Below are 22050 nucleotides of genomic sequence, written 5' to 3'. Positions count from 1 at the left end.
TTACCATAATATAGGGGATAGATACGGGTTTGTCAAGTTAAATATATAATTCCCTTCGGGAATAGGTAACCTTGTAAACCTTAAGTCCCTTGCTTTTGACGGTAATGAATTAAGCGGTCCAATACCCTCTGAAATAGGAAGCCTCACAAAGCTTAAGGATATTAGCATGAATAGCAATTCACTAAACGGTTCCATACCTTCAGAAATAGGAAATCTGGTAAATCTAACCCATCTTTATCTCAGTTCCAACCAATTAACGGGCCCAATACCTTCCGAAATAGGAAACCTTGTAAATCTTAGAGTACTTTCTCTTAGTTATAATCAACTGAACGGCTCTCTACCCCCTGAGATAGGCAACCTCATAAGGCTGAACAGATTTCTTATTAGCTCCAATCAACTAACTGGCGAAATACCTTCTGAAGTATGTAATATTTTATTACTTCCTCAAATATACGCCAGACTGGATGGTAATCCGGGATTGATCGATAATTGTTCATACGTACCTGAACAATTTAGCAACAACAGGAGACAATATTTTAGAGTCCTTCAAAATTACGAACCATCTGTCACAAGATCTGTTGAATTCATACTAATACAGGAAAATTCCTATGGGAGGCTATGGATTTCGAATGAAGCTTTTCGAACAATAAATATTTCCGATGCATCCATGGAAAAATTCCTGCACTATCTCTTTTCTTCGATCCCTGCAGATTCCACAAAAGGAGTTTTTGAATATGCGAGTGATCTTTGGGGAATGGTGCGCAAAAATTATACCCATGAAAATAACGGAGAACGAATAATTGACATGCTTGCTCATATTTATAATTGGTCTTATTTAGGGCTTGCTGGCAGGCATGATAGTTATATAAATATTTATAAATATAACATTTCACCCTTTGGTCCGGGACACCGAGTGTATTCCCAGGCCATTGCCCATGAATATACGCATAATATACATTTTGCATATGGCACACATGTTGGGAATCTTGATTTTTTCATTGAAGGCTTTGCCGAATGGGCGGCTGATATCATAATGTTTGGCGAAGGAAATGTTGTACCTTCTTTTTCGTATAGCAATCCCTCATCCCCGGGTGAGCCACTCTTCCCTCCACGTCCTTTCGATTATGATAATGCCAAGATATTCGCCACGTATCTTGCGGATCGTATTGGGTCAGATAATATGAAACGTCTTATACAGGTATGTGAACCCGGAGGTGTTTGCGACGTGGATGATCCGGACGATGGCGATTGGTATCAGGGTATTGACGGACTGGACTATGCCCTCTCCTCGCTCGATTCTTCCCTCACCCTTTCGGGGATTGTGGTGGATTATCATACTACGAATTTTGTGAATGACTCTTCTGTTGTTCTTGATGGAGTAAAGCATGGCTATGAAACACCAAGATATGCAAATAAGAAAATGTGGCCACGAAACGTTGTGGTTGTCGATTTTTCAGATAGCGCATTTTCGGAAAAAGAACTCGAACTCTATCCGGGAGGATATGGTTATGTCACGTACGAAAACCCCTCCAACCTGCACCTTTCACTCGATAAGAGTCATAGTGACGTCACCTCACTTCGCTTATTCAAGGAACGGAATAACACAAAAGAACTTCTGGAAATGGACGGCGACGTAACTGAATACACCGTTGCCGGGGATTACGACCGTGTGACGCTTATCGCCGTACATAACAACCCGAGGCCGAATCAGCCTGAAATCACGCTTAACATATCGGCCACTCAGAACTATGATCCCACATCTATAGAAGAGGAGGAGCTTCCTGGGGCGCTCTCCCTTGCGCAGAATTACCCCAATCCCTTCAACCCGTCTACGTTCATCCGATGGGCGCAGCCGCAAACCGGGCAGGTTCGTCTTTCCGTGTACAATATGCTTGGACAGGAAGTAGCCACATTGATCGACGAGATTCGGCCCGCAGGAACGCACGAAACCCGCCTCGACGCCCTAGGCTGGACAAGTGGCGTGTATGTGTACGTACTGGAGGCGGGGGAACAAACGCTGACGCAAAAAATGATATTGTTGAAGTAGGCTTAAGGGAATGCGCCTGTCCTGGAATGAAGTATGCTCCCGTACGGCGGCATGTGCCCGCAAGCGACTACGAAAAGGGCGAGACGAGCTTTTCTATCGAGATTTCCGACGTATTCGCATAGGGCCATGACCCACTGGAAACACCCACAGGCCATTGTCCTGATCATCCTGCTGACGGCCGCCGGTTGCAGCGGAAACAAAAATATAGTCGGGCCTGACCTGTGCAACGAGCCCTTTCAGCGCAAGGCGTTCGACCACCATGTTATCGGATTTTATCCCAACTGGAAACATGACGTGCTGCCCGTGTCTCAGATTCGGTGGGACCAGCTTACGCGCGTAATCTACGCTTTCGCCATCCCGAATACCGACGGTTCCCTGAACACTTCGAACCTGACCCAGGCGGATGCCCTCGCTGAAGCGGCCCGCGCACAGGGAGTAGAGGTCTTTCTTTCGGTCGGCGGGGGCGGCAGCGGATCCGATAATTTCCCCGCGATGGCCGCCAATGCAACCGCCCGCCGGAAATTCGTTATGGAAATTCGCGACTATCTGACAGCCCATTGTTTCCATGGGGTGGACATCGACTGGGAACACTGGACCAAAGACAGCAACAATGCGCCCATCGCTTCCGAAAAAGCCAACCTGATCAGATTACTGAGTGACCTGCGGGCCGAACTGGAATCCCTCGACCTGAAAATGTCGATAGATGTGTACCCCTCCAACTGGTTCGGGCAGCACTTCGACGACCCGGTGCATTCCCTGGTGGACTATGTGCACGTCATGGCCTACGACTTTTCCGGCCCCTGGTCTGCGCCGGGACCTCATGCGTCCTACCAGCAGGCCATCGGTTCCGGGTCCGGTATTTCCTCCACCGGGCTGTCCTACTGGACGCGGTACCGCAAGTGGCCCCGGAACAAGACCATCCTCGGCTTGCCTTTCTACGGGCGCGACTTCGACAGGGACGGCGGGATCGGCGTCGCCTATCGCGATATCATCGTGCAATACCCCGAGGCGTCGGACGCCGACCGGGTCGCCAACATCTACTACAACGGCGTACAAACCATTGCCGACAAGACGCAATTCGTAGTCGATAACGGGTATCCGGGCGTCATGATCTGGGAGATCTCGCACGACACTCCCGAGGCGGCTACCAGCCTGCTGCACACGGTGGACCGGATTGCCAATCCCTGAGTGACCCAGGCAACTGAGGTGTATGTAAAACGATACTGCCAACTTGCCGGAAATGACAGATATCGGCAGTAGAAAAAAGTGGGAAGATAAAGTCCATCAGACCCATTTGCCCGTGATGGCCAGGGTTAGTCCATCGTGCTGGATGTTCACAAACAGTGTCGTTCCGTCCGGAGAGAATGTGGCGCCGGCCAACTCGGAATTGCTGACCGCATTGCGGGCAAACTTGTAGAGTTCTCCTTCGGGGGTGACTCCGACAAGAAACTGCTCATTTGAGCCGTCTTCGCATACGATCAGATCACCCCATGGCGTTACGGTCAGGTTATCCGCGTTTTCTATAAGGCCCGGATCATTTGGCTCGACGAACAACTCGAGCGTTCTGTCGGGGATTAGTCGCCAAATTTGACCACACTCGGCTTTCCCTCCATTTGTGCAGGCAAAATACACCGCATCATTGCCATACCACATCCCCTCCCCCCGTGCAAATCTGGCCGCTCCCTGATCGAACCCCCGAAGACGCAGATCATCCAACGGCGCCTCAACATCTTCAATGTCCAGCCAATCTATTTCCAGTTCGGTCCCGACAGAGACTGTTTGTGCATCCCAGTTGCGTGTATCCAGGCTGGGCTGGCCTCTGACACGAAGTGCCTGAAGCCGACCGCCTGCTGCGATATCCGACGGATCGTCCGGGATAAACCGATAGATGAGACTGTCATGCGTATCTTCTGTTTGATAAATAATGTTTGTAGCCGGATCTACAGCCACCGCTTCGCGATTGAACCGCCCCATTGCACGAAGTGGTTCGGGGATGGCAACCGTCGGCGTCGCACTTGCCGGAACCTGAAAAGCGTAGCCGTGATCCCTGGCTGCTCCGTCTTCCCCTGCCCGTGTAGTGACTTCCTCGCACGTAATCCATGTATTCCACGGTGTAGGTCCACCTGCACAATTGCGCAGTGTACCCGCGAGGCTCAGATACTGTGAAACCAGTTCTTGTCTTGCGGTATCGTACACGAATGTTGTGGTTCCTCCCAGTGCGGCATTTCCGTCCGTACCCGCATCATAAAGGAGATTGGGATCCAACTTGCTCAACAATGCATTGTCCGGACCAAAGGCTCCCATAGCAGGAGCTGCCCCAGCGTTTACCTCATGATTTCGTACGACAACCGTGTATCCGGAGGGCCCTTCGAAAGCAGCCATGCCATCTGCTGCACCAGGTACATAAAAACCATCATTCATTGGGTCACCCACCCGGGAAATAATCTTGTAGCTGAATCCCGAAGGTAAATCCATGATCCCGGCGGGATCCGATACCAACGGCCCGAACCTCTCCTTCAACGGCGTGGATGAAGGATTACAGCCTATAAATGCGTGTAGTCCGGAAAAACCCAGTGCAAATGCACCGGATGTGCGAAGGAATTGACGCCGGGAAGCAACTGCGTCAAACTTGTTAAGAGACTGCATGGATCATGAAAGTGTTGTGGTTTATTGAAGGGACTTAAAAAGCGGTTCGGTTTGATTGGACAGATTTCGGCGGAATTTAAGGTGTAATGTTGCGACCTTGTTCCAAGGCCTCCATCCCGAATTGCTCGATGGCCCCCAGGGTCTCGCGCACATCGTCCCAGGTCGTCGTGTGATTCACGATGCAGAGCCTGAGCGAAAACTTCCCGGCGAGCTTCGTCGATGACATGAACGCACGCTCCTCCCAAAACACGCGGGCGAGCACATTCCTGTTGATCTCCTCCAGAGCCTCTTCGTCAAGGTCCGTGTCCTGAGGGTTGAACCGGAAACACACGATCCCCAGCGACGCAGGATTCAACACCTCCATCGTCGCACTCTCCCGAATGTACTCCTCGGCCTGCGCGGCCAACTCCATCCCCTTCGACACCGCCCGACGGAACGCCGCCATCCCGAACGTCTGAACCGACATCCATATCTTCAACGCACGGACCGAACGGCTCAGTTGCAAACCCCGATCCGAAAAGTTCGGATGGTTCGCCCCCCAAATAGTGTCCTGAAGCATATCGTGCGGTATCACGAAAGCGTTCGTGAGCGTCTTTACATCCTTCACCAGCAAACAGCCCGCCTCGTACGGCTGGAAAAACCACTTGTGGGCATCGATCACGATCGAATCGGACCGCTCGATCCCGCGCAGAAGCTCCTTGCCGCGCTCGGTCACCGCGCCGAAGCCGCCGTACGCCGCATCGACATGCAGCCAGATTCCCTCCGCCTCGCAGTAGTCCGCCATCTCCTCAAGCGGATCGATGGCCCCCGTACTGCCCGCCCCGGCATTCGCACACACTGCAATGGGAGTAAACCCCGAAGCGCGGTCCGCAGCCACGGCGCGGGCAAGCGCCTCCACGTCCAGACGGAAGCGATCATCGCAGGAAACCTTTCGGATGCACTCCGCACGAACACCGATGATGCGGGCCGCACGCACCTGCGCACTGTGACTCTGGTCACTCATGTACACCGTCGCGCGATCAGGATCTCCGGCCGCCTCGCGCGCCGCCACGAACGCATTGAGACTGGCCGCCGAACCCCCACTCGTCAAAAGGCCTCCGGCGCTCTCCGGATAGCCCAGCCAGCTACGAATCCAGTCGACGACCACCAATTCGAGCTCGCTCGGACCGCTCGAGGTCAGCCACGTACACTGGTTCACCTGGTGTCCGGCCACCATGAAATCCGCCAGTATCCCCGGCCAGGTGGGCGACGAAGGAATAAACCCGAAGAAGCGGGGATGATCGATCCGGGCCGCGAACGGAAGAATATCGCGGGCCGCCCGCTCAATCACCTCCCTGGCAGGCCGACCCTCCTCGGGCGGAGTCTCCGCCAGTTGCTTGATGAGCCCCTCCCTGAACTCTCCATCCCAGGCATTCTCTCCGGGCAGCCCCTCAATCCGCTCCACCACAAGCTCCGCCACGCAGCGCGCAAGATCCAGCATCATCTCGGGCGACATCCTTAGATCGCCGCGCACTTCGCTCGATGCGTCTGCAACCGCTCTCTTGTCACTCACTTGTCCCATCGGATTCTTCCGGCAACCGCAGGATATATCACAGCAGAAGTTGTACGGCGCCGGCAAATAAGCCGTAAAAAAGAGCCGCCCCCCAACTATGTTTAATAAACTAAACGGGAAGGAAACTTAGGGAATTTCATGCTTAAAGTTTGATTCCTGGTCATAGCCCAGGCCATTTGTAAAGCTAACTTTTGGAGTTCATCAGCCTATGGACTCAAACTTCCCAACGGGCGGATCTTGATGCTGCGGAAGTGCACCTCATCGCCATGGTCCTGCAAAAGAATCCGGCCTTGTTGCCAGTGGCCGAACCCTTCCCAATCGACGTATTTGCTCCGAGCCACCAACGCGTCGAAGGCCTGGGTGCCGCGCTCGTATTCGAGCACCTTGCGGTTGTTGAGCCAGTGCTCGACGTGCGCGCCGCGAAAGACACGCGTTTCTATGTTGTTGCCCCGAAGCCAGGTGTCTGTGCGCGTGCTTTTGACGATGAGGCGGGCACGGTTCCACCGGTCGGGCGGGTTAACGATCTTGTTAGGGTGTGCAGGAATCAGATCGTAGAGCGAAGCGAGGGTCCGATTCCCGGCGGCGCCCATTTTTGCATCCGGATGCCGGTCGTCATCGAGGAGTTGGTACTCAAGGCCGATTGCTGAGCCGGCACTGCCGTACTGCTCTGTAATGAAATACTTGATGCCGCTATTGGCCCCTTCCGTCAGCATAAATTCGAGGCTTAATTCGAACATACTGTATTCCTCCTCGGTGACGATATCGCCGCCATACCGGGCTTCTGCGCCACCGGAGGCTTCGACCATGAGTGCGCCGTCTTCGACCCGCCAGCCTTTTTCGGGGAAAGCTTCTTTGCCCGCGCCGCGCCAGCCGGTGGTCGTTTCACCGTCGAACAGAAGGGTCCAGCCCTGGCTTCGTTCTTGGGGCGAAAGGTGGTTGGGAATGTGGTTGACGACATGCACATCGGTCCAGGGACGCTGCACCAGATCTTCCGTCCTGATACGGATATTGCGCCAGCGGATCTGTTTGCCGACCTGCTCTTCCTGGCGGATGCTGTGGACCTGCAGGGCGATAAACCCTTCTGCCGTCATGTCGTCGATCAGGTCGGCACACGGCACCCCGTTGATCCAGGTGCGAAGGGACGGCCCGATAGCTTCGATGTAGTAGTGGTTCCACGCGCCGTTGCGGAACGCTGATCGGCAGGCCGGATTGAATTCGACGGGGTAGAGCCAGCCGCGCCGGGCTTCGTCGTAGACGCCGCCGCTCCAGGCCCGCTCCGAGGGATCGATCTCAACCTGATAGCCGTGGACGCGGCCGTCCAGATAATCGGGCAGGCTGTTGCTGCGGATCTGGATGCCGGAGTTGAGCGCAGAATCAACCTTAACCTCCAGACTCAAAAGGAAGTCGCCATAACGTTGTTCGGTGGCGAGGAAGCTGTTCGGGGTATCCATCATGGAAGTACCGACGATCTCGCCGTTCTCGACGGTATAGGGGGCTTCGCCGTTGAGTTGGGTCCAGCCCGTCAGGTCGGCGCCGTTAAAGAGATCCTGCCAGCCATCGTCTTTCGGAACATCAACTCTTGCGGCGACAAGGAGTACGCCCAACAGGAGGATAGCACAGGCCGTGTAACGTTTCATGATGAAGCAGTGGGTTTGAAAGGAACCTCTGATTAAATCCACTTTGATCAGCGCTTCGCGTACGCAGACAAAAGATGTTATGATTCAAACGGTGCATCCGGACACGGCGGACGGGGGCGGCCTCCCGGCCCGGCAGTTGGAGGGATCGCCGGGTGGCGTCCCATATGCACACGTCACGAAGGAAGATAGAAATAGTCCGAGAAAACCGAACAGTTTTTTCGGACCGCTTCTCCGGTCCATGGCCGACGCTTAGTCCGCCGCTGCGACGCTTCCGTCCAGGTACCCGCCGAAGGTCTCGTCGAACGCGCCGGGGAAGAACTCGCCGGTCACGATCGAAGCCCGGGTAGGGTCTCCATCCACCACCACGACGTTAAGGGGCGTACCCCACTTGCGCGGATCGAGGAGCGCCTTGCGCATGCGGAAATGCGCAGTCGTGGTGCGCACCAGATCCTCGTTGTCGGGGTCCGGATTGGGGCTTCCCAGGATGACCGGATACTCAATGCCGAACTCGTCGACGTACTCGGCCACCACGTCCGGGTGGGAGTATTCGCTGCGCCCGATGATCATCAGACCGTCTTCCCGGTGCACGCCGTACTTGGCCACCAGGTCGGGAGCCTCGTACCGGCAGTTGTCACACCACTCGGTGAAGTAGGTCAGGAGGGTGACGCGATTGCCGCGCACCACATCCTCAAGGTCGATCTCGGCTCCGTCCCTCGACATGCCGGAGAAATCACGGCGGAGGACTTCCCAGGGCACCAGCCTGTCACCGCCGGCGCCGGCCACCTCCGCGGTCAGGTCGATCGCGACCACAGGGGAGTATTCGTGCGGGTGGGGCGCCGGCGCCTCTTCTGCCGGAGCAACCAGGTTCATCACCAGCCAGCCGCCAGCCAGTACCAGCAGCGCTACCGCTGAAAGGATCCATCTCGTCATCGGAATCTTCCCCCATCAGGGATTGCCTGCTTCAATGAGGCCGGGACAATAGTGCCCCAGGGAATATACGCCTGGCTTACCGCATTCGATTCGTATACTTGGCCTTGCCAGCCGAGATGATGTGTTTTCCACTGCCTAAACTGTACAGTGCCTTCATCGCATTAAGGTCATGGTTCGAGTAACCGTCTCTGCACCTGTGCGCAGACGGTATAGGTATGTCCCCGTTGGCAGATCGCCAGCATTGAACCGCACCTCGTGATGCCCGGCAGGCTGTATGCCGTCAATAAGAGTGGACACGATGCGCCCGGCCAAGTCGTACACGACGAGGCTCACATCGCCTGCCTGCGGCAAGGCGTAGTCGATGGTCGTCTGCGGATTGAACGGATTCGGATAGTTCTGCGAAAGTTCGACTTCCGCCGGAAGCTCCGCGCCCTCGACAGACACTGCGCTGTAATGGACCACGGGGAGATTAGTGCGGGTTGCACTGCTAACCCGCTCCGCCATTACCGAACGTATGAAGAAGATGTGCTTCGTGTCCGGCGCCAGCGCATAAATGTCAATATCCAGGCTTGTAGTAGCCTTATCAATGCGCGTCCACGGGATAACCACATCGCCAAGATCATAGGCTGCGCTTGTAAACCATCCCTCTTGAACCTTGTATTCCAAAGAATCTATTACGTCAGGGTACGCAGGTTCTGACCACTGCACATTTATAAAGCCGTCTCGTTCCTCCGCATTAAAGTTGTGAGGGTAATTAAACGTCAAGTCCCGTTCGCTCGGCCCTGATGGTCCGCCTCCGCCGCCACCTCCGCCCGGGTCGTTGTCCGTCCCTTGCCGCTCGAACGAGAGCATCGCCATGGGTTCGTTGGAGAACTTGCCCGTTCCCTTGATGCTCGTGATCGTTCCTTGAGGCGAGGTAGCATCATTACTCAGCCTGAATTCGGATCCGTCCTCGGTCCCGGCATCGTACGGAAACAGATCGACCTCACGCAACGACAACCATTGGTTCTGAACATTGAGCAGGGACAAGCCGGAAACGCCGACGAACCAGTCCGGGCTGGGGCCGATCATCGACAGCAGGGTGAACAGCGGGCGATCGCTTGTGACCTCGATATCGAACGTAGCTTTAGAGGTTCCCGTGCCGCCGATGCTTTGCTTGACGAGAGAAGCATTCGCGCCTGCCGCAGCGACTTCGGATTCGAAGGTGCTCGTACCACCTATTTCCGCTACCAACTCGACGCCGGCAGTGGCAGTACCGCCGGACTCCCAGAATGTCACCATGTCATTGTGTACCGCACCGACCAGCGTGGTAAAGTGCGCGCCACCCACCACTCCGCCGGGGGTGCTGGCGGTAGTCCAGTTGCCCTGGAACGTCACCGTATAGGTAGCGGAAGTCGTCTGCGCCTGTACGGGGATCATCGTCATGAGCGCAATGAGTGCTGCAGACAAACCCATTGCAATGCGGATGAACGGGTAAGCAGACATCATAGCAGGCATGCGATTGTCTGGACGCGGGGAAATGAACCAGTCGCTGTACATGTCTACAGACTGCGCAATATCCTGTTTCCACCGCTCTGGCTTATGCCTGTTGACTGGCATCACTTGTTTTTCTCTGCCTGATCGGAAATGGTTACTTTACGATATAAGTCCCAATAGAAGCGTCATCAGCGCGAAGACCGATAAGTTGACTTACGGGAGGAAATCAGGAGCAATGGATAGCCGCACAGACCAAATGAAGCGGGATGCCATGGCATTCTATGACCTGATGTTCAACAAGTGCCGGCCCCGCGACGCCATCGCGCAGTACGTCGGAGGAACATACACGCAGCACAATCCGGGCGTCGGCGACGGCAAACAAGCCTTCATCGACTACTTCGAGCGCATGGCGAGAGAGTATCCCGGCAAGCGAGTAGAGTTCAAGCGTGCGATTGCCGAAGGCGACCTTGTTGTCTTGCACTGCTACCAGCACTGGCCCGCCGATCGCGACTATGCCGGCATCGACATCTTCCGGTTCGACAGTGGAGGCAAGATTGTGGAGCATTGGGACGTGCTACAGGTCATTCCCGACACTGCGGCAAACGACAACGGGATGTTCTGATCTTCTGGTGGCCCAGATCCCGTCGTCCGAGAATTGGCCGACCGTCTCACGAAGTCCAGCGCCCAACATCCTTGAATTGTCGTCGGGAAAGCTTCGACGCGCGGCTTTTGCTGTGTGACTGCGCGCGACACGCTCCACGCCGAAATTGATTTCACCGATCCCTACGAGCAATCCGAAGCCGGGCGATTATTATTTCCTGCACCGGCGTGACAAAACTATTTGAGCAAGGTCATCTTCTTTACAGAAACGTGCTGTTCAGTACGCAAGACGTACAGGTACGTACCCCCGGCCAGACCCGCTCCATGGAAAGAGACACTGTAGCGGCCCGCGGGCTGCACGCCGTCGGTCAGCACGCGGACCTTGCGACCGAGCACGTCATAGACCGTCAGCGTGACGGCCTGCGCCCGCTTGAGCGAGAACTCGATCATTGTGGAGGGATTGAACGGGTTCGGATAGTTCTGCTCCAGCGCGAAGGCTGCGGGAATTTCTCCGTCCACAGGCTCGACCGACGTTACGTCATCCTCATATATGCCGGCGCCTATGATGAGGTCAAAGGGTCTTTCGGTACTATCAGGAAAGACGTATATAAATTCACGCTCGAGGGCGAAGGTCACCTTGGGTATTTCAGCGCTGTCGGTGTCGTCATCGGGATTGTCGAAATGATACTCGACGAAGCCTCCCTCTTCGTCGCTCGTCGCCGCCGCGATAATCTTCGGTAGAATAAGCTCGTCGGTAACAGCGTCCCTGAGGGTCTCCGTGGGAGCCTGCAACTCGTACTTCTCTGGAAACGCCCCATGAAAGAGTGTGTAGCCGTTACGATCCATGATAAAGAGGTAGGTGGGGCCGTGTCTCCAGTACCCGGTCATATCCCGCAATATCTTCTTTACTTTCAGGATGGCGTCAAGTCCTCCTGCGGCATAGAGTTCTTCAAGGTAATCCGCCGCCCCGTTCACAAAAGCCTGCAGGCTTTCGCGGTCCGTTACATCGCGGGCTGTTACGGCTGGAGCAGCGCCGGGATCGAGCGTTTCTTCCACGAGATGAGATTCCCGGATATCGAGGCCAATGGTTGCGATGCCCTGGCTACCGTCGGGTTGCATGGAAGGGAAGGCGTAGCCGTCGTCGCCCTCAAACTCGAAAGCACTTCCAATTGGCGACGCAGACGCTGCCGCGGCGATCGACCCGAAAACAGGAGAATCAAGCAGTCCGCCCGTCAAAAGCACATCCTGCCCATGCAAAACCAGTCTGCCGGCAGATGTCATGGTTACCAAATAGGTAGAACCAAAATTCCAGGGGCCCTCATGTGTTGCGAGACATCCGATGTACCCGAACGACCTTCGCGAGCCCCGGATTTGCGCCCCGTATGTTAACAAACCGGTCACGAATTGTGTAAGGGTGGCATCGCCGTTCTCCACCTGTTCAGCGGTTGCTGCATTCGGGTTCAGAGCCGGAATGCCATCCGGCCTCGGGCACGCCGCCACTGCATCCTCATATATGCCGGCGCCGATGATGGCTTTAAGGGATGCCGGGTTACCATTGGGGAGGGTGAATGTAACTTCATACTGGCGGGCGAAGGTCACCTTGGGAATTTCGGCACTGTCGGTGTCGTCATCGGGATTGTCGAAATGATACTCGACGAAGCCTCCCTCTTCGTTGTTGGTCGCTGCCGCGATAATCTGAGGCAGAATAAGCTCTCCGGTAACGGCGTCTCTGAGCGTATTCGTGGGAGCCCGGAGCTCGTATTTCTCCGGGAACGCCCCGTGAAAGAATGTATAGCCGGTGAGATCGATGACAAAGAGGTAGGTGGGGCCGTATCTCCAGTATCCGGTCGTATCCCGCAATATCCTCTTTACTCTAAGAGTGGCATCAAAACCTTCTGTTTCATAGAGGCCCCGCATGTAATCCAGTGCCCCGTTCACGAAAGCCTTCAGTGTCTCGCGGTCCTTTACATCGCGGGCCGTTACGGCTGGGGGATCGCCGGGATCGACGGCGTCTTCCACGAGATGGGATTCCTGAATATCAAGGCCGGCAGTCAGGAAGGCCGCGCTGCCATCGGGGTTAAAGTAAGAGAGCGCGTAGCCGTCGTCGCCCTCAAACTCGAAAGTACTGCCACCCAGCGATGCAGAAGCTGCCTCGCTGACTATCCGGAGCATAGTAGAGTCGACCACTCCGCCCGACAAAAGTATATCCTTGCCGTGCAGAACCAGCGTGCCTCTGGGGGTCATGGTAGCAATGTAGGTGGAGCCGTAATTCCAGGGTCCCTCATGCGTCAAAGCACATCCGAAGTACCCGGCCGCCAGCGGAGAAGCGCTGACTTGCAGTGCGTACGTGAAATAATCGGTGACGAATTCTGTCAGGGTGGCCTCGCCATTCTCCACCTTTTCAGCCGTTGCTGCGTTCGGGTCCAGGGCCGGAAACTCAGCCGGTCTCGGGCAGACTTCATCGAACTGTGCAAAGGCTGGGCGCGCTCCGGAGAATACACCTGCAAACACCAGCAGGCACACCAAAAACATCGGGGTTACAATCTTCATGGTCTTGTACAGATTTTTTCGGATCTCGGTGTACTCAGACCGAGACGGCCCGACTGTGATTCTTTTAAGAAAGGGTTAGAATGAAGCCAGAATGGGGGTCTGCCGCAGATATGTCATACACGGGCGAATGCGCTCGTGGCCTTCGAGGTCCGGCCTCTAATTATGACAATTGTATACTACCCTAATCATTGTGTGTATTCCATATAGATCGGGGGTTAATCCGTTTAGTTTTAGTGTGTATAGGTCGCCATCGCTAATGGAAAGCTGCTTTCCAAACAACGTAGATGCTATGCCGGACAGCGGCGCCCCGACCCACTTCAACAAATTCCGAAGCAATTAAGACACAGGTTTGCGACCTTGTTTCGCGTCGACGCACCCGATGAGATTCCAAGTCCAAACGTATAGCGTTCAGTAAACGCCCAGTGGAGAAAAGCGCATGAACGAGGATCAGCACACCGAATGGAAAGAGTCCTGGCACGATAAGTACTTGGAGTGGCTGTGCGCTTTCGCTAATGCGCAGGGCGGCGTGCTGGAAGTGGGCCGCAACGACAAGGGGAAAATGGTGGGGCTCGACAACGCTGAACGGTTAATGGAAGAGTTACCCAACAAACTCCGCGACCTGCTCGGAATTGTGGCCGACATTAATCTTCTGGAGGAGAATGGGCAATCATACGTACAGATTGTGGTCGAACCGTATCCGGTGGCGATCAGCTATCGCGGCAAGTATCACTATCGAAGCGGCAGTACCAAGCAGGTGCTCACGGGCGCGGCTCTTGATCGCTTCCTGCTGGGAAAAACGGGAAAGCGCTGGGATGCAGCACCGGTTCCGCGCGTGGGGGTTGGCGACCTGGATGCCGAAAGTTTGATCAGATTCCGCAAGCGGGCAACCCACACCAACCGTCTGGAAAAGGATGTACTCGACGAGGATAATGTTGGACTGATTGAAAAATTGCGGCTGACAGAGGGACGATATCTCAAACGAGCTGCCATCCTCCTGTTTCATCCAGATCCTGAACGCTTCTTTACCGGGGCAGCGGTCAGGATTGGCTATTTTGAGGGCGAGACCGACCTGCGGTATCAGGACGAGATATGTGGCAATCTGTTCATGCAGGTCAATACAACGATGGACCTGTTGCTGACCAAGTACCTCAAGGCCACCATTAGTTACGAAGGTATCCAGCGCATTGAGACCTATCCGGTACCGGAAAGGGCGTTGCGGGAAGCGGTGTTGAATGCCATCGTCCATCGGGATTACGCCATTCCCGCACACATACAAATTCGGATATACGCCGACCGGTTACAGATATGGAATCCCGGGGAATTGCCCGAGGGTTGGTCGCTGGAAAAATTACTGGGCCGGCATCCTTCCCAACCCTTCAATCCGGATGTGGCGAATGCCTTTTTTCGAGCCGGAGAAATCGAAACCTGGGGCAGAGGAATTCAGCGTATCCTCGAGGCCTGTCGCGAGGCGGATACGCCCGAGCCGGACATACGGGTGGAATCGGACGGATTATGGATCGATTTTCCGTTTTCAAAGGCTTACCGTGACAGCATTGGACCCGGTGATGGCACTTTCGAAGCATCGGCGGCGACCACCCAGGAAAAGATCCTTGCCTTATTGCGCGAGGATCCGGAACTCACCAGAAAAGCCTTGGCAGAACACATAGGAATCACTCTTTCCGGCGTCAAGTATCACCTTGCTAATCTCAGAAAAGCAGGTCGCATCCGCCGTGTCGGGTCCACCAGGAAGGGGCGCTGGGAGATTATGGATGACGACCATTTATAATAGATAAACCTTTATGTGGAACGTAGAAGCTACCCAAGAAACTAGCCTATAAACTGGCCTATAAACTGGCCTATAAACTAGCCTATAAACTGGCCCATTAAAAAGGCGCTCCGATTCGGCCGAACAAGATTCCGAAGCAATTAAGACACAGGATTGCGACCTTGTTTCGCGTCGACGCACCCGATGAGTCCCTGAAGCCACGCGCCCCAACGCATGCGCCTGTCCTGGAATGAAATACGCTCCCGCGCGGCGGACTTCGCCCGTGAATGGGAAGACGCAGGTTATGAAAAGGGAGAAACGCAAAGTTTCTACGATAGCTTCTTCCGGATATTCGGGGTTGAGCGCCGCAGCGTAGCCCGTTATGAGGAAAATGTGAAGAGGCTGGGCGATGCCCGTGGATTTATCGACCTGTTCTGGCCGGGCGTCCTGATAGTCGAGCAAAAAAGCGCGGGGCGCAACCTTGCTAAAGCCTATGATCAGGCCGGCGAGTATTTCGATGCGCTTCGCAACCAGGATCGGCCACGCTACATTCTGGTCAGCGATTTCCAGACGTTCGAACTGTACGATCGGGACGAGCGAGAGCATGTATCCTTTGCGCTCGAAGACCTGCCCGCGCATGTAGAGAAGTTCGGCTTCATCCTCGGCGTACAGAAGCGCTCGTTCAAGGATCAGGACCCCGTCAATATCGAGGCCGCCGAACGAGTGGGCAAGCTCCACGACGCCCTCGAAGCCTCCGGCTACAAGGGGCACGATCTGGAGCAGTTCCTCGTCCGCATCGTGTTCTGCCTCTTCGCGGACGACACGGGCATCTTCGAACCCCGGGACATTTTCCTCGATCTGCTGGAGAACCGCACATCGGAAGACGGTTCGGACCTCGGCGGACAGCTCGCCCACCTCTTCCAGATCCTCGATACGCCGGAAGACGAACGCGCCAGCAATCTCGACGAGGACCTCGGCCGCTTCCCCTACGTGAATGGGGACCTGTTCGACGGATGGCTCCAGATTCCCTCTTTCGACGCCTCCATGCGGGAGCGCCTGCTCGACGCCTGCCGGTTCGACTGGTCGAACATCTCCCCCGCCATCTTCGGCTCCCTGTTCCAGTCCGTCATGGACAAGGACGAGCGGCGAAGGCAGGGCGCGCACTACACCACCGAGAAGAACATTCTCAAGGTCATCGAACCGCTCTTTCTCGACGATCTTCGGGCGGAGTTCGCCCGGCTCAAGGCCCGCAGGGACAGCCGCCGCCTTCCGGAACTGCTCGCTTTCCAGCAGCGGCTCGGCAAACTGCGCTTCCTTGATCCCGCCTGCGGCTGCGGCAACTTCCTGATTATCGCTTACCGGGAGTTGCGCGCCCTGGAAATCGAGGTGCTGAAAGAAACCCGGCCCCGAAGGCAGATCGATGCGCTGGTCGATCTGCTTTCAGTGGTGAATGTCGATCAATTCTACGGGATCGAGCTGGGGGAATTTCCGGCACGGATCGCCGAGGTGGCCCTGTGGATGATGGATCACATCATGAACAACCGCCTGAGCCTGGAATTCGGGGAGACGTACGTGCGCATCCCGCTGGAGACGTCTCCGCACATCGTGCATGGGGATGCGCTGGAAATGGATTGGAGTGGCGTATTGCCGCCGGAGAACTGTTCGTATGTGCTTGGCAATCCGCCGTTCGGGGGGGCCAAGCTCCAGTCGGCGGAGCAGCGGGCACAGGTGCGGCGGATCGCGGCGCTGGGCAAGAGCGGCGGCACGCTCGACTACGTAACCGCATGGTTCATCCGGGCCGGAGAATACGTGCAGAAGAGTCCGGCGCAGATCGGTTTCGTGGCCACCAATTCCATTACGCAGGGCGAGCAGGTGGCGCAACTCTGGCCGATCCTGTTTGGCCGCTGCGGACTGGAGATCGCGTTCGCGCACCGGACATTCGCCTGGGGTTCGGATGCAAGGGGCATGGCGCATGTGCATGTGGTGATTATCGGGCTGGCGAAGCGGGGCGATGCGCCCAAAGAGAAGCGGCTTTTCTCCTATGACGATCCAAAGGGCGAACCGCACGAGAGCGGACATGCGGTGCTTTCGCCGTATTTGTTCGATGCGGGTGGGTTGGCGGATCCGAGGGTGGTGGTACGGTCAGAATCCCGGCCGATTAATGGGATGGGGAAGCTGATCACAGGCTCCAAGCCCATCGATAACGGCTTATACATTTTTGATTCCGACGAACGAAGTGCTTTCCTGGCATCCGAGCCGGAAGCCACGCCCTTTTTGCGCCCTTTTGTAGGAGCTCGTGAATATCTACAAGGTGGCAAGCGCTGGATACTTGCCCTACATGACGCTGGACCCAACATACTGGGACAGCTGCCCCATGTACGGGAGCGTATTGTCGCAGTCCGTGAATATCGGCGAGCAAGCAAAAGCAAGCCAACATTGAAATTGGCGGACACGCCCACACTATACCATGTGAACGTTCTTCCCGAAGCGCCATTTTTGGTTGTTCCGCAGGTCAGTTCCGAGCGACGGGAATATGTACCTATTGGTTGGCTCGAACCGCCAGTTATCCCAAGCGACAAACTTCGTCTCCTCCCCAATGCCACCCTCACGGACTTCGCCCTGCTTACCTCGACCATGCATATGGCCTGGATGCGTGCGATAACCGGGCGCTTGGAAAGTCGTTACATGTACTCCGTCGGGGTGGTCTACAACACCTTCCCTCTACCGCCCGGATTTCATACGAATAGCCCGAGCATTGCCAAGTTGGAGCCGCTCGCTCAGGCAGTGCTCGATGCCCGCACCGCCCATCCGGACGCCACACTCGCCGATCTTTACGATCCCGACCTCATGCCGCCCAATCTCCGCAAGGCGCACCAGGCCCTCGACCGCGCCGTGGACCGGCTCTATCGCCGGAACCGGTTCGCCAGCGAGCGGGAGCGGGTGGAGTATCTGCTGGGACTGTACGAGAAGATGATGGAGCCGCTGGTGGTGAGGGGGAAGGGAGAGACGGTACGTGCCTAAAATATAATATTTGACATTTAGCCGTATCTGGCCTAAACTCAAGAAAACCGTCTCGTAATACAGAGATCACTTCTTATGGATTTGGGAAATTGGAACGCAATGAATGCCCCGTGGGGCCTTGCATCCCGCAAAAAATTAATCCTTGCAGCTTTGGATTTTTTCGATGCCGAAAAATATATTAATAACTGCAAGATAATAGGTAAAAAACGGTATATCTTTCCAAAACTCTTTTCGTTGTCTGAATTCGTTACCTACTTGGAAAAAAAGAATATCTTTCCAAACAAAAATCCAAATATTTTTCGAATTATTTCGATTTTAGACAAGGCAGTATCTGGTGGAATACTTCTAAATCTACGTAATGAGCCAGATAAGGCACCGGGGGCTCATGATCGCTATCTACTAATACAACCCTATTGCGAATCTGCGGTGCGCGGACAAGGGCTCTTGCGGCTGATCCCTGCATTGGGAAGTGATTTTTTGTATCAAACAATCTCTCCCAGTATAGTCCACATTAAAGGAGAAAATGATGCCGGGGATGAGAAAGGAGGAACTGGTATTATTCTTGACAGGCAACACATCTTGACATGTGCACATGTAACACGCGACTTACATCTCGATAAAAAGCAGAATTTTCAAAATATTCAATGCAACATCAAGCAGGAACCCATCCTTGAGGATGAAAAGGAAGATGTTGCCATTATCCAAGTGGATAAGTCACTGGAACCTGTACCAGGCATGGTATTTCAAGCCCCTGTCATTGGAAAAAATGTTTTTGCACTTGGCTTTTCTGGAATACCGAACACGAAACACGAACCGATATTAACAATGCACGGAGGGGCTGTCACAAGTGAATCCGTTACTCTATATCCTCCCAAGGAAGAAAATCTGTTTTTGTGCTCCGCAATATCTAGGCCGGGAAATAGCGGTGGCCCAATAATTTCGGAGGATGGATATATAATTGGTATTGTTTCCAAGAACTTGACACAAAAAAATGTCGATCAAAAGGGGTTCTCACCACATTATGCGGGTGTCCCTGCTCAAGTGATTATCAAGGTCATTGAATCAAAGGGATTGGATATTACAATCCCTTTCGAAAACTTTGAATAAAAAGGAAGAGATACTCTGTCCAGACCATTAGCTGGGCGCCGGACCATGATGCACCCGTCCATGCGTTGTCCGCCCTTGTTTTTGGGCGAACTGTCGGATAAATACTAAACTAGTTCAACCCGGCTAATCGGTAACCTGCCCCGGGATCGAAACAAACGTCTCCGCAACATCCTGCAACCGATCCGCTTGGTCCTTGATCCATCTGGCGGCTTCTGGCCAACCGTCTTTGTCGTCGCGGTCCCAAGTCCGCCGAACCGAGATACTCCTTCCCTTCTTGCTCAGTGACACCTCATTCCCATCAAATTCCTGATCACTCATCGTCTTGCGGATCTCGCGGGAATACTGGAGCATACGCTCGACTCGGTTCGGCGTATTCTGGTGCTCAGAGGCCCTGAGGTAGACCCCCATCCATTCGTCGGTGAGGCTGACACCGATCACATCACGCGCATCGTTGAGCCATGTCGTCCAACAATTCCAACTACGCCAACCGTCAGACTGACCCGGCAGGCCTCCCGTTTCTTCTTTGAGAAATGCCCAAAAAGCCTTAGTAATATGCAGCGTGTCTGGAAACTCGATCTCAACCATGAGCCCGCACTGCTCCCCCATTTTTCTACACCTTGCAGCACTTGCCTTCAGGTCCCGTCCATAAGGATACAACACATAAGAATCGTGACCGGGTACGGCCCGCATGGTAAGGGTCCCGGCTTTGGTACCAGATGGATACTGGCTCGCCAATTGCAGATTCGAGGAAACCGCGTCACCCCGTAGTCGGTCTGCATTCTTCGGATCGCGGCTAAGAAGTGCTCCGGCGACATTGAGCACCACCTGAGCTGCCGCACTTTCCTGATGCCAGTCGCCTCCCTCTATCCGCCATTTCATCTGCCACGTTCCATCTTGTGTGCTGCGGGTTTGTGCATCCGGATCCGACCACGGCCAGAGGGTGAGCGCCCGGTCCGCAAGATACTCGGCACGCCGCTCGAGCGCCGCTTCATCCCAAGCATCTTCGTCTGCGATGCACCTAGTCAACTGGACACCACTACGTTTCATGATCTCCCGCTTCTCTTCGAAAGACTTCGCCCCAAGTTCCGCGTTGACCCCGCTCAGGGTGAGGTTTGCAAGTCGGTCACGGTACCACCCGTGGATACGCTCGGCATCATCTCCCAACGCCAGCCTCCATTCGTCCGTCAACTTCTGAGGCATTACGTGCTCAACCGTGAGCGCAACACGTGCAGGAGAATCGCCACGCTGCTCCTCCTCCATCATCGCACAGAGGACCGCCTTGGTGGCACCCGTAGCACTCCCGCCGTACGCCTTGCGCTCGCCGATTCCGTCCCGCACCACCTCGTCGTCGGGTACTTCAACACGCGAGTTCCGGAATTTTCGGATCCGTCCCAGCCAGAATTCCGCAGGATCTTCGTCATCTGCCGGGCCGGGTCCGTGAGCAAGTTCAGCGAACGCCTTGTTCATACCCGCCATGGGGCGACCCGACAACCAAAACCGAGTAACCCATGTTCCGATGCCCGCGAACACCTTGGCCAGCGTTACATTCGTCCACCCGGTGTCTCCGGCAGCCGCAGCTTCGCAGAGCAAGCGAAGCGTCAGTGGTCGGTGCGTGTCGAACCCCAGGGCTCGGAGATGACTCAGCTCCCGTTCAATATGCTTGTCACCGTGAGACCCGCCCGTACCCGTAAGTATCCCGTAGCGTTCGGCTATATCTGCCAATTCAGAGCACAGGGACCGACGATCCTCAGCCTTGCCGTTCCGTACGGCCCACCGGCGCAGATCCTCGTAGACATGCCTGATACCTCGCAATTCACCGGTCTTCCAACGCAAAAAGTCCCGAAGAAAAGTGTCGATCCGGTCTGTGGAATACTCGGCATTGAGCGAGGCCTCTATCCGTTTCCAGTGGCGGTCGTGGAGCTCTTGCTGTTCGGCATCCGGCAGACCCATAAGCAGCCAGTTCTTGAGCTTCTCGCTCTCTGTTAGTGGACGCCCTGTCGCATTCAGGCTTTCGAATATCTGCTGAGGGTCGTCGTGCTCTCCGAGCCCGATACTGACCACCCTAAACCGCTGGAGCCCCTCGAGGAGTTGGGCGACATCGTTTTGTCTAACCAGCCTTCGCACGATCCTCCAAGCTTGGGTAATTGCACCTGCCCCTTGCAGGTTACCCTCGAGGCCCGACCAGTATTCTTCTTCGTCCCCATCTTGCAATCGTAGCTTACGTAACCTGTCGGCGCTCTTTCCTGGATTCGTAAGCCGGTCATTCTTGATTATCTCTGCGGTCCACTCTCCACATTGCCCGTTTGCACCGAGTGCATCGGCGATGCAAGCAAGAAGAATGCTTACAGTCGTGAGCCTTTGCTGCCCATCTACGACACGGTGAACTGTCACCACCCCTGACGTACGGGAGCCTGGGAACGTGAGTAGGGTGCCTCCATAGTGCGCCGCTATAGATCCTGCAGGTGCTCGTGCGACCGTCACAAGGTCGTCAACTAACCTCTCAATGTCAGATTGACCCCAACAGTACCTGCGTTGCCAGCGGGGCACCACATACTGCACCTGTCCGTTGAACAGTTCCAGAAATGCAATGTGTTGAGGCTCCATGCTATCTCTTTCAAGGATAAAAATAATCCGTAAAAACGGGACAAATTCTTCGTACTTTTAGTTGTTGTACTGGCCCGCGGGGTTATACCGCTTTGACAAGCAATTTCCGCCGGGT

General features: G+C 55.1%; 13 protein-coding genes. 6 read left to right on the top strand and 7 right to left on the bottom strand.

The window, feature by feature from the left end; all coding sequences use genetic code 11:
- The first annotated feature begins 166 nt into the window (after window positions 1-166).
- A complete protein-coding gene (locus F4Y00_04795; protein MYE04273.1) occupies window positions 167-2047 on the top strand; it encodes a T9SS type A sorting domain-containing protein in 1881 nt (626 codons plus the stop codon).
- A 33-nt stretch (window positions 2048-2080) separates the two neighbouring features.
- Entirely contained in the window at window positions 2081-3235 is a 1155-nt protein-coding gene (locus F4Y00_04790; protein ID MYE04272.1) for a glycoside hydrolase family 18 protein, read from the top strand.
- Between the two features lie 96 nt (window positions 3236-3331).
- On the opposite strand, the gene F4Y00_04785 is transcribed toward F4Y00_04790, so the two are convergent.
- From F4Y00_04785 to F4Y00_04765, 5 genes are all read right to left on the bottom strand, one after another.
- Window positions 3332-4693, bottom strand: a complete 1362-nt coding sequence (locus tag F4Y00_04785; protein ID MYE04271.1) for a DUF839 domain-containing protein — start codon at window positions 4691-4693, stop codon at window positions 3332-3334.
- 76 nt (window positions 4694-4769) lie between these two features.
- The gene (locus F4Y00_04780) at window positions 4770-6254 is read right to left on the bottom strand and encodes an aminotransferase class V-fold PLP-dependent enzyme (protein MYE04270.1); all 1485 of its coding nucleotides are present in this window, start codon (window positions 6252-6254) and stop codon (window positions 4770-4772) included.
- Between the two features lie 197 nt (window positions 6255-6451).
- Window positions 6452-7882, bottom strand: a complete 1431-nt coding sequence (locus F4Y00_04775; protein ID MYE04269.1) for a DUF1080 domain-containing protein — start codon at window positions 7880-7882, stop codon at window positions 6452-6454.
- Window positions 7883-8131: 249 nt separating this feature from the next.
- Window positions 8132-8812: a TlpA family protein disulfide reductase gene (locus F4Y00_04770; protein MYE04268.1), complete on the bottom strand. Its 681-nt coding sequence runs from the start codon at window positions 8810-8812 to the stop codon at window positions 8132-8134.
- Window positions 8813-8965: 153 nt separating this feature from the next.
- The gene (locus F4Y00_04765; protein ID MYE04267.1) at window positions 8966-10411 is read right to left on the bottom strand and encodes a T9SS type A sorting domain-containing protein; all 1446 of its coding nucleotides are present in this window, start codon (window positions 10409-10411) and stop codon (window positions 8966-8968) included.
- Window positions 10412-10523: 112 nt separating this feature from the next.
- Here F4Y00_04765 and F4Y00_04760 point away from each other — a divergent pair, with 112 nt between their 5' ends.
- On the top strand, window positions 10524-10910 hold the full coding sequence (locus F4Y00_04760) for a hypothetical protein (GenBank protein ID MYE04266.1): 387 nt from the start codon (window positions 10524-10526) through the stop codon (window positions 10908-10910).
- 215 nt (window positions 10911-11125) lie between these two features.
- Here F4Y00_04760 and F4Y00_04755 read toward each other — a convergent pair whose 3' ends face one another.
- On the bottom strand, window positions 11126-13438 hold the full coding sequence (locus tag F4Y00_04755; protein MYE04265.1) for a T9SS type A sorting domain-containing protein: 2313 nt from the start codon (window positions 13436-13438) through the stop codon (window positions 11126-11128).
- A 436-nt stretch (window positions 13439-13874) separates the two neighbouring features.
- Here F4Y00_04755 and F4Y00_04750 point away from each other — a divergent pair, with 436 nt between their 5' ends.
- From F4Y00_04750 to F4Y00_04740, 3 genes are all read left to right on the top strand, one after another.
- Window positions 13875-15224 (top strand): winged helix-turn-helix transcriptional regulator, encoded by a 1350-nt coding sequence (locus F4Y00_04750; GenBank protein MYE04264.1) that lies wholly within the window; start codon window positions 13875-13877, stop codon window positions 15222-15224.
- A 213-nt stretch (window positions 15225-15437) separates the two neighbouring features.
- Window positions 15438-18224, top strand: a complete 2787-nt coding sequence (locus tag F4Y00_04745) for a class I SAM-dependent DNA methyltransferase (GenBank protein MYE04263.1) — start codon at window positions 15438-15440, stop codon at window positions 18222-18224.
- A gap of 75 nt (window positions 18225-18299) precedes the next feature.
- Window positions 18300-19331, top strand: coding sequence for a trypsin-like peptidase domain-containing protein (locus tag F4Y00_04740; protein ID MYE04262.1), 1032 nt, complete (start codon window positions 18300-18302; stop codon window positions 19329-19331).
- A gap of 123 nt (window positions 19332-19454) precedes the next feature.
- Here the strand turns inward: F4Y00_04740 and F4Y00_04735 are convergent, their stop codons facing one another.
- A complete protein-coding gene (locus tag F4Y00_04735) occupies window positions 19455-21935 on the bottom strand; it encodes a DUF262 domain-containing protein (GenBank protein MYE04261.1) in 2481 nt (826 codons plus the stop codon).
- Window positions 21936-22050 lie beyond the last annotated feature (115 nt).

It is taken from the genome of Bacteroidetes bacterium SB0662_bin_6, from assembly GCA_009839485.1.
Taxonomy (GTDB): domain Bacteria; phylum Bacteroidota; class Rhodothermia; order Rhodothermales; family VXPQ01; genus VXPQ01.
This window is presented reverse-complemented; position numbering and strand designations above follow the sequence as displayed.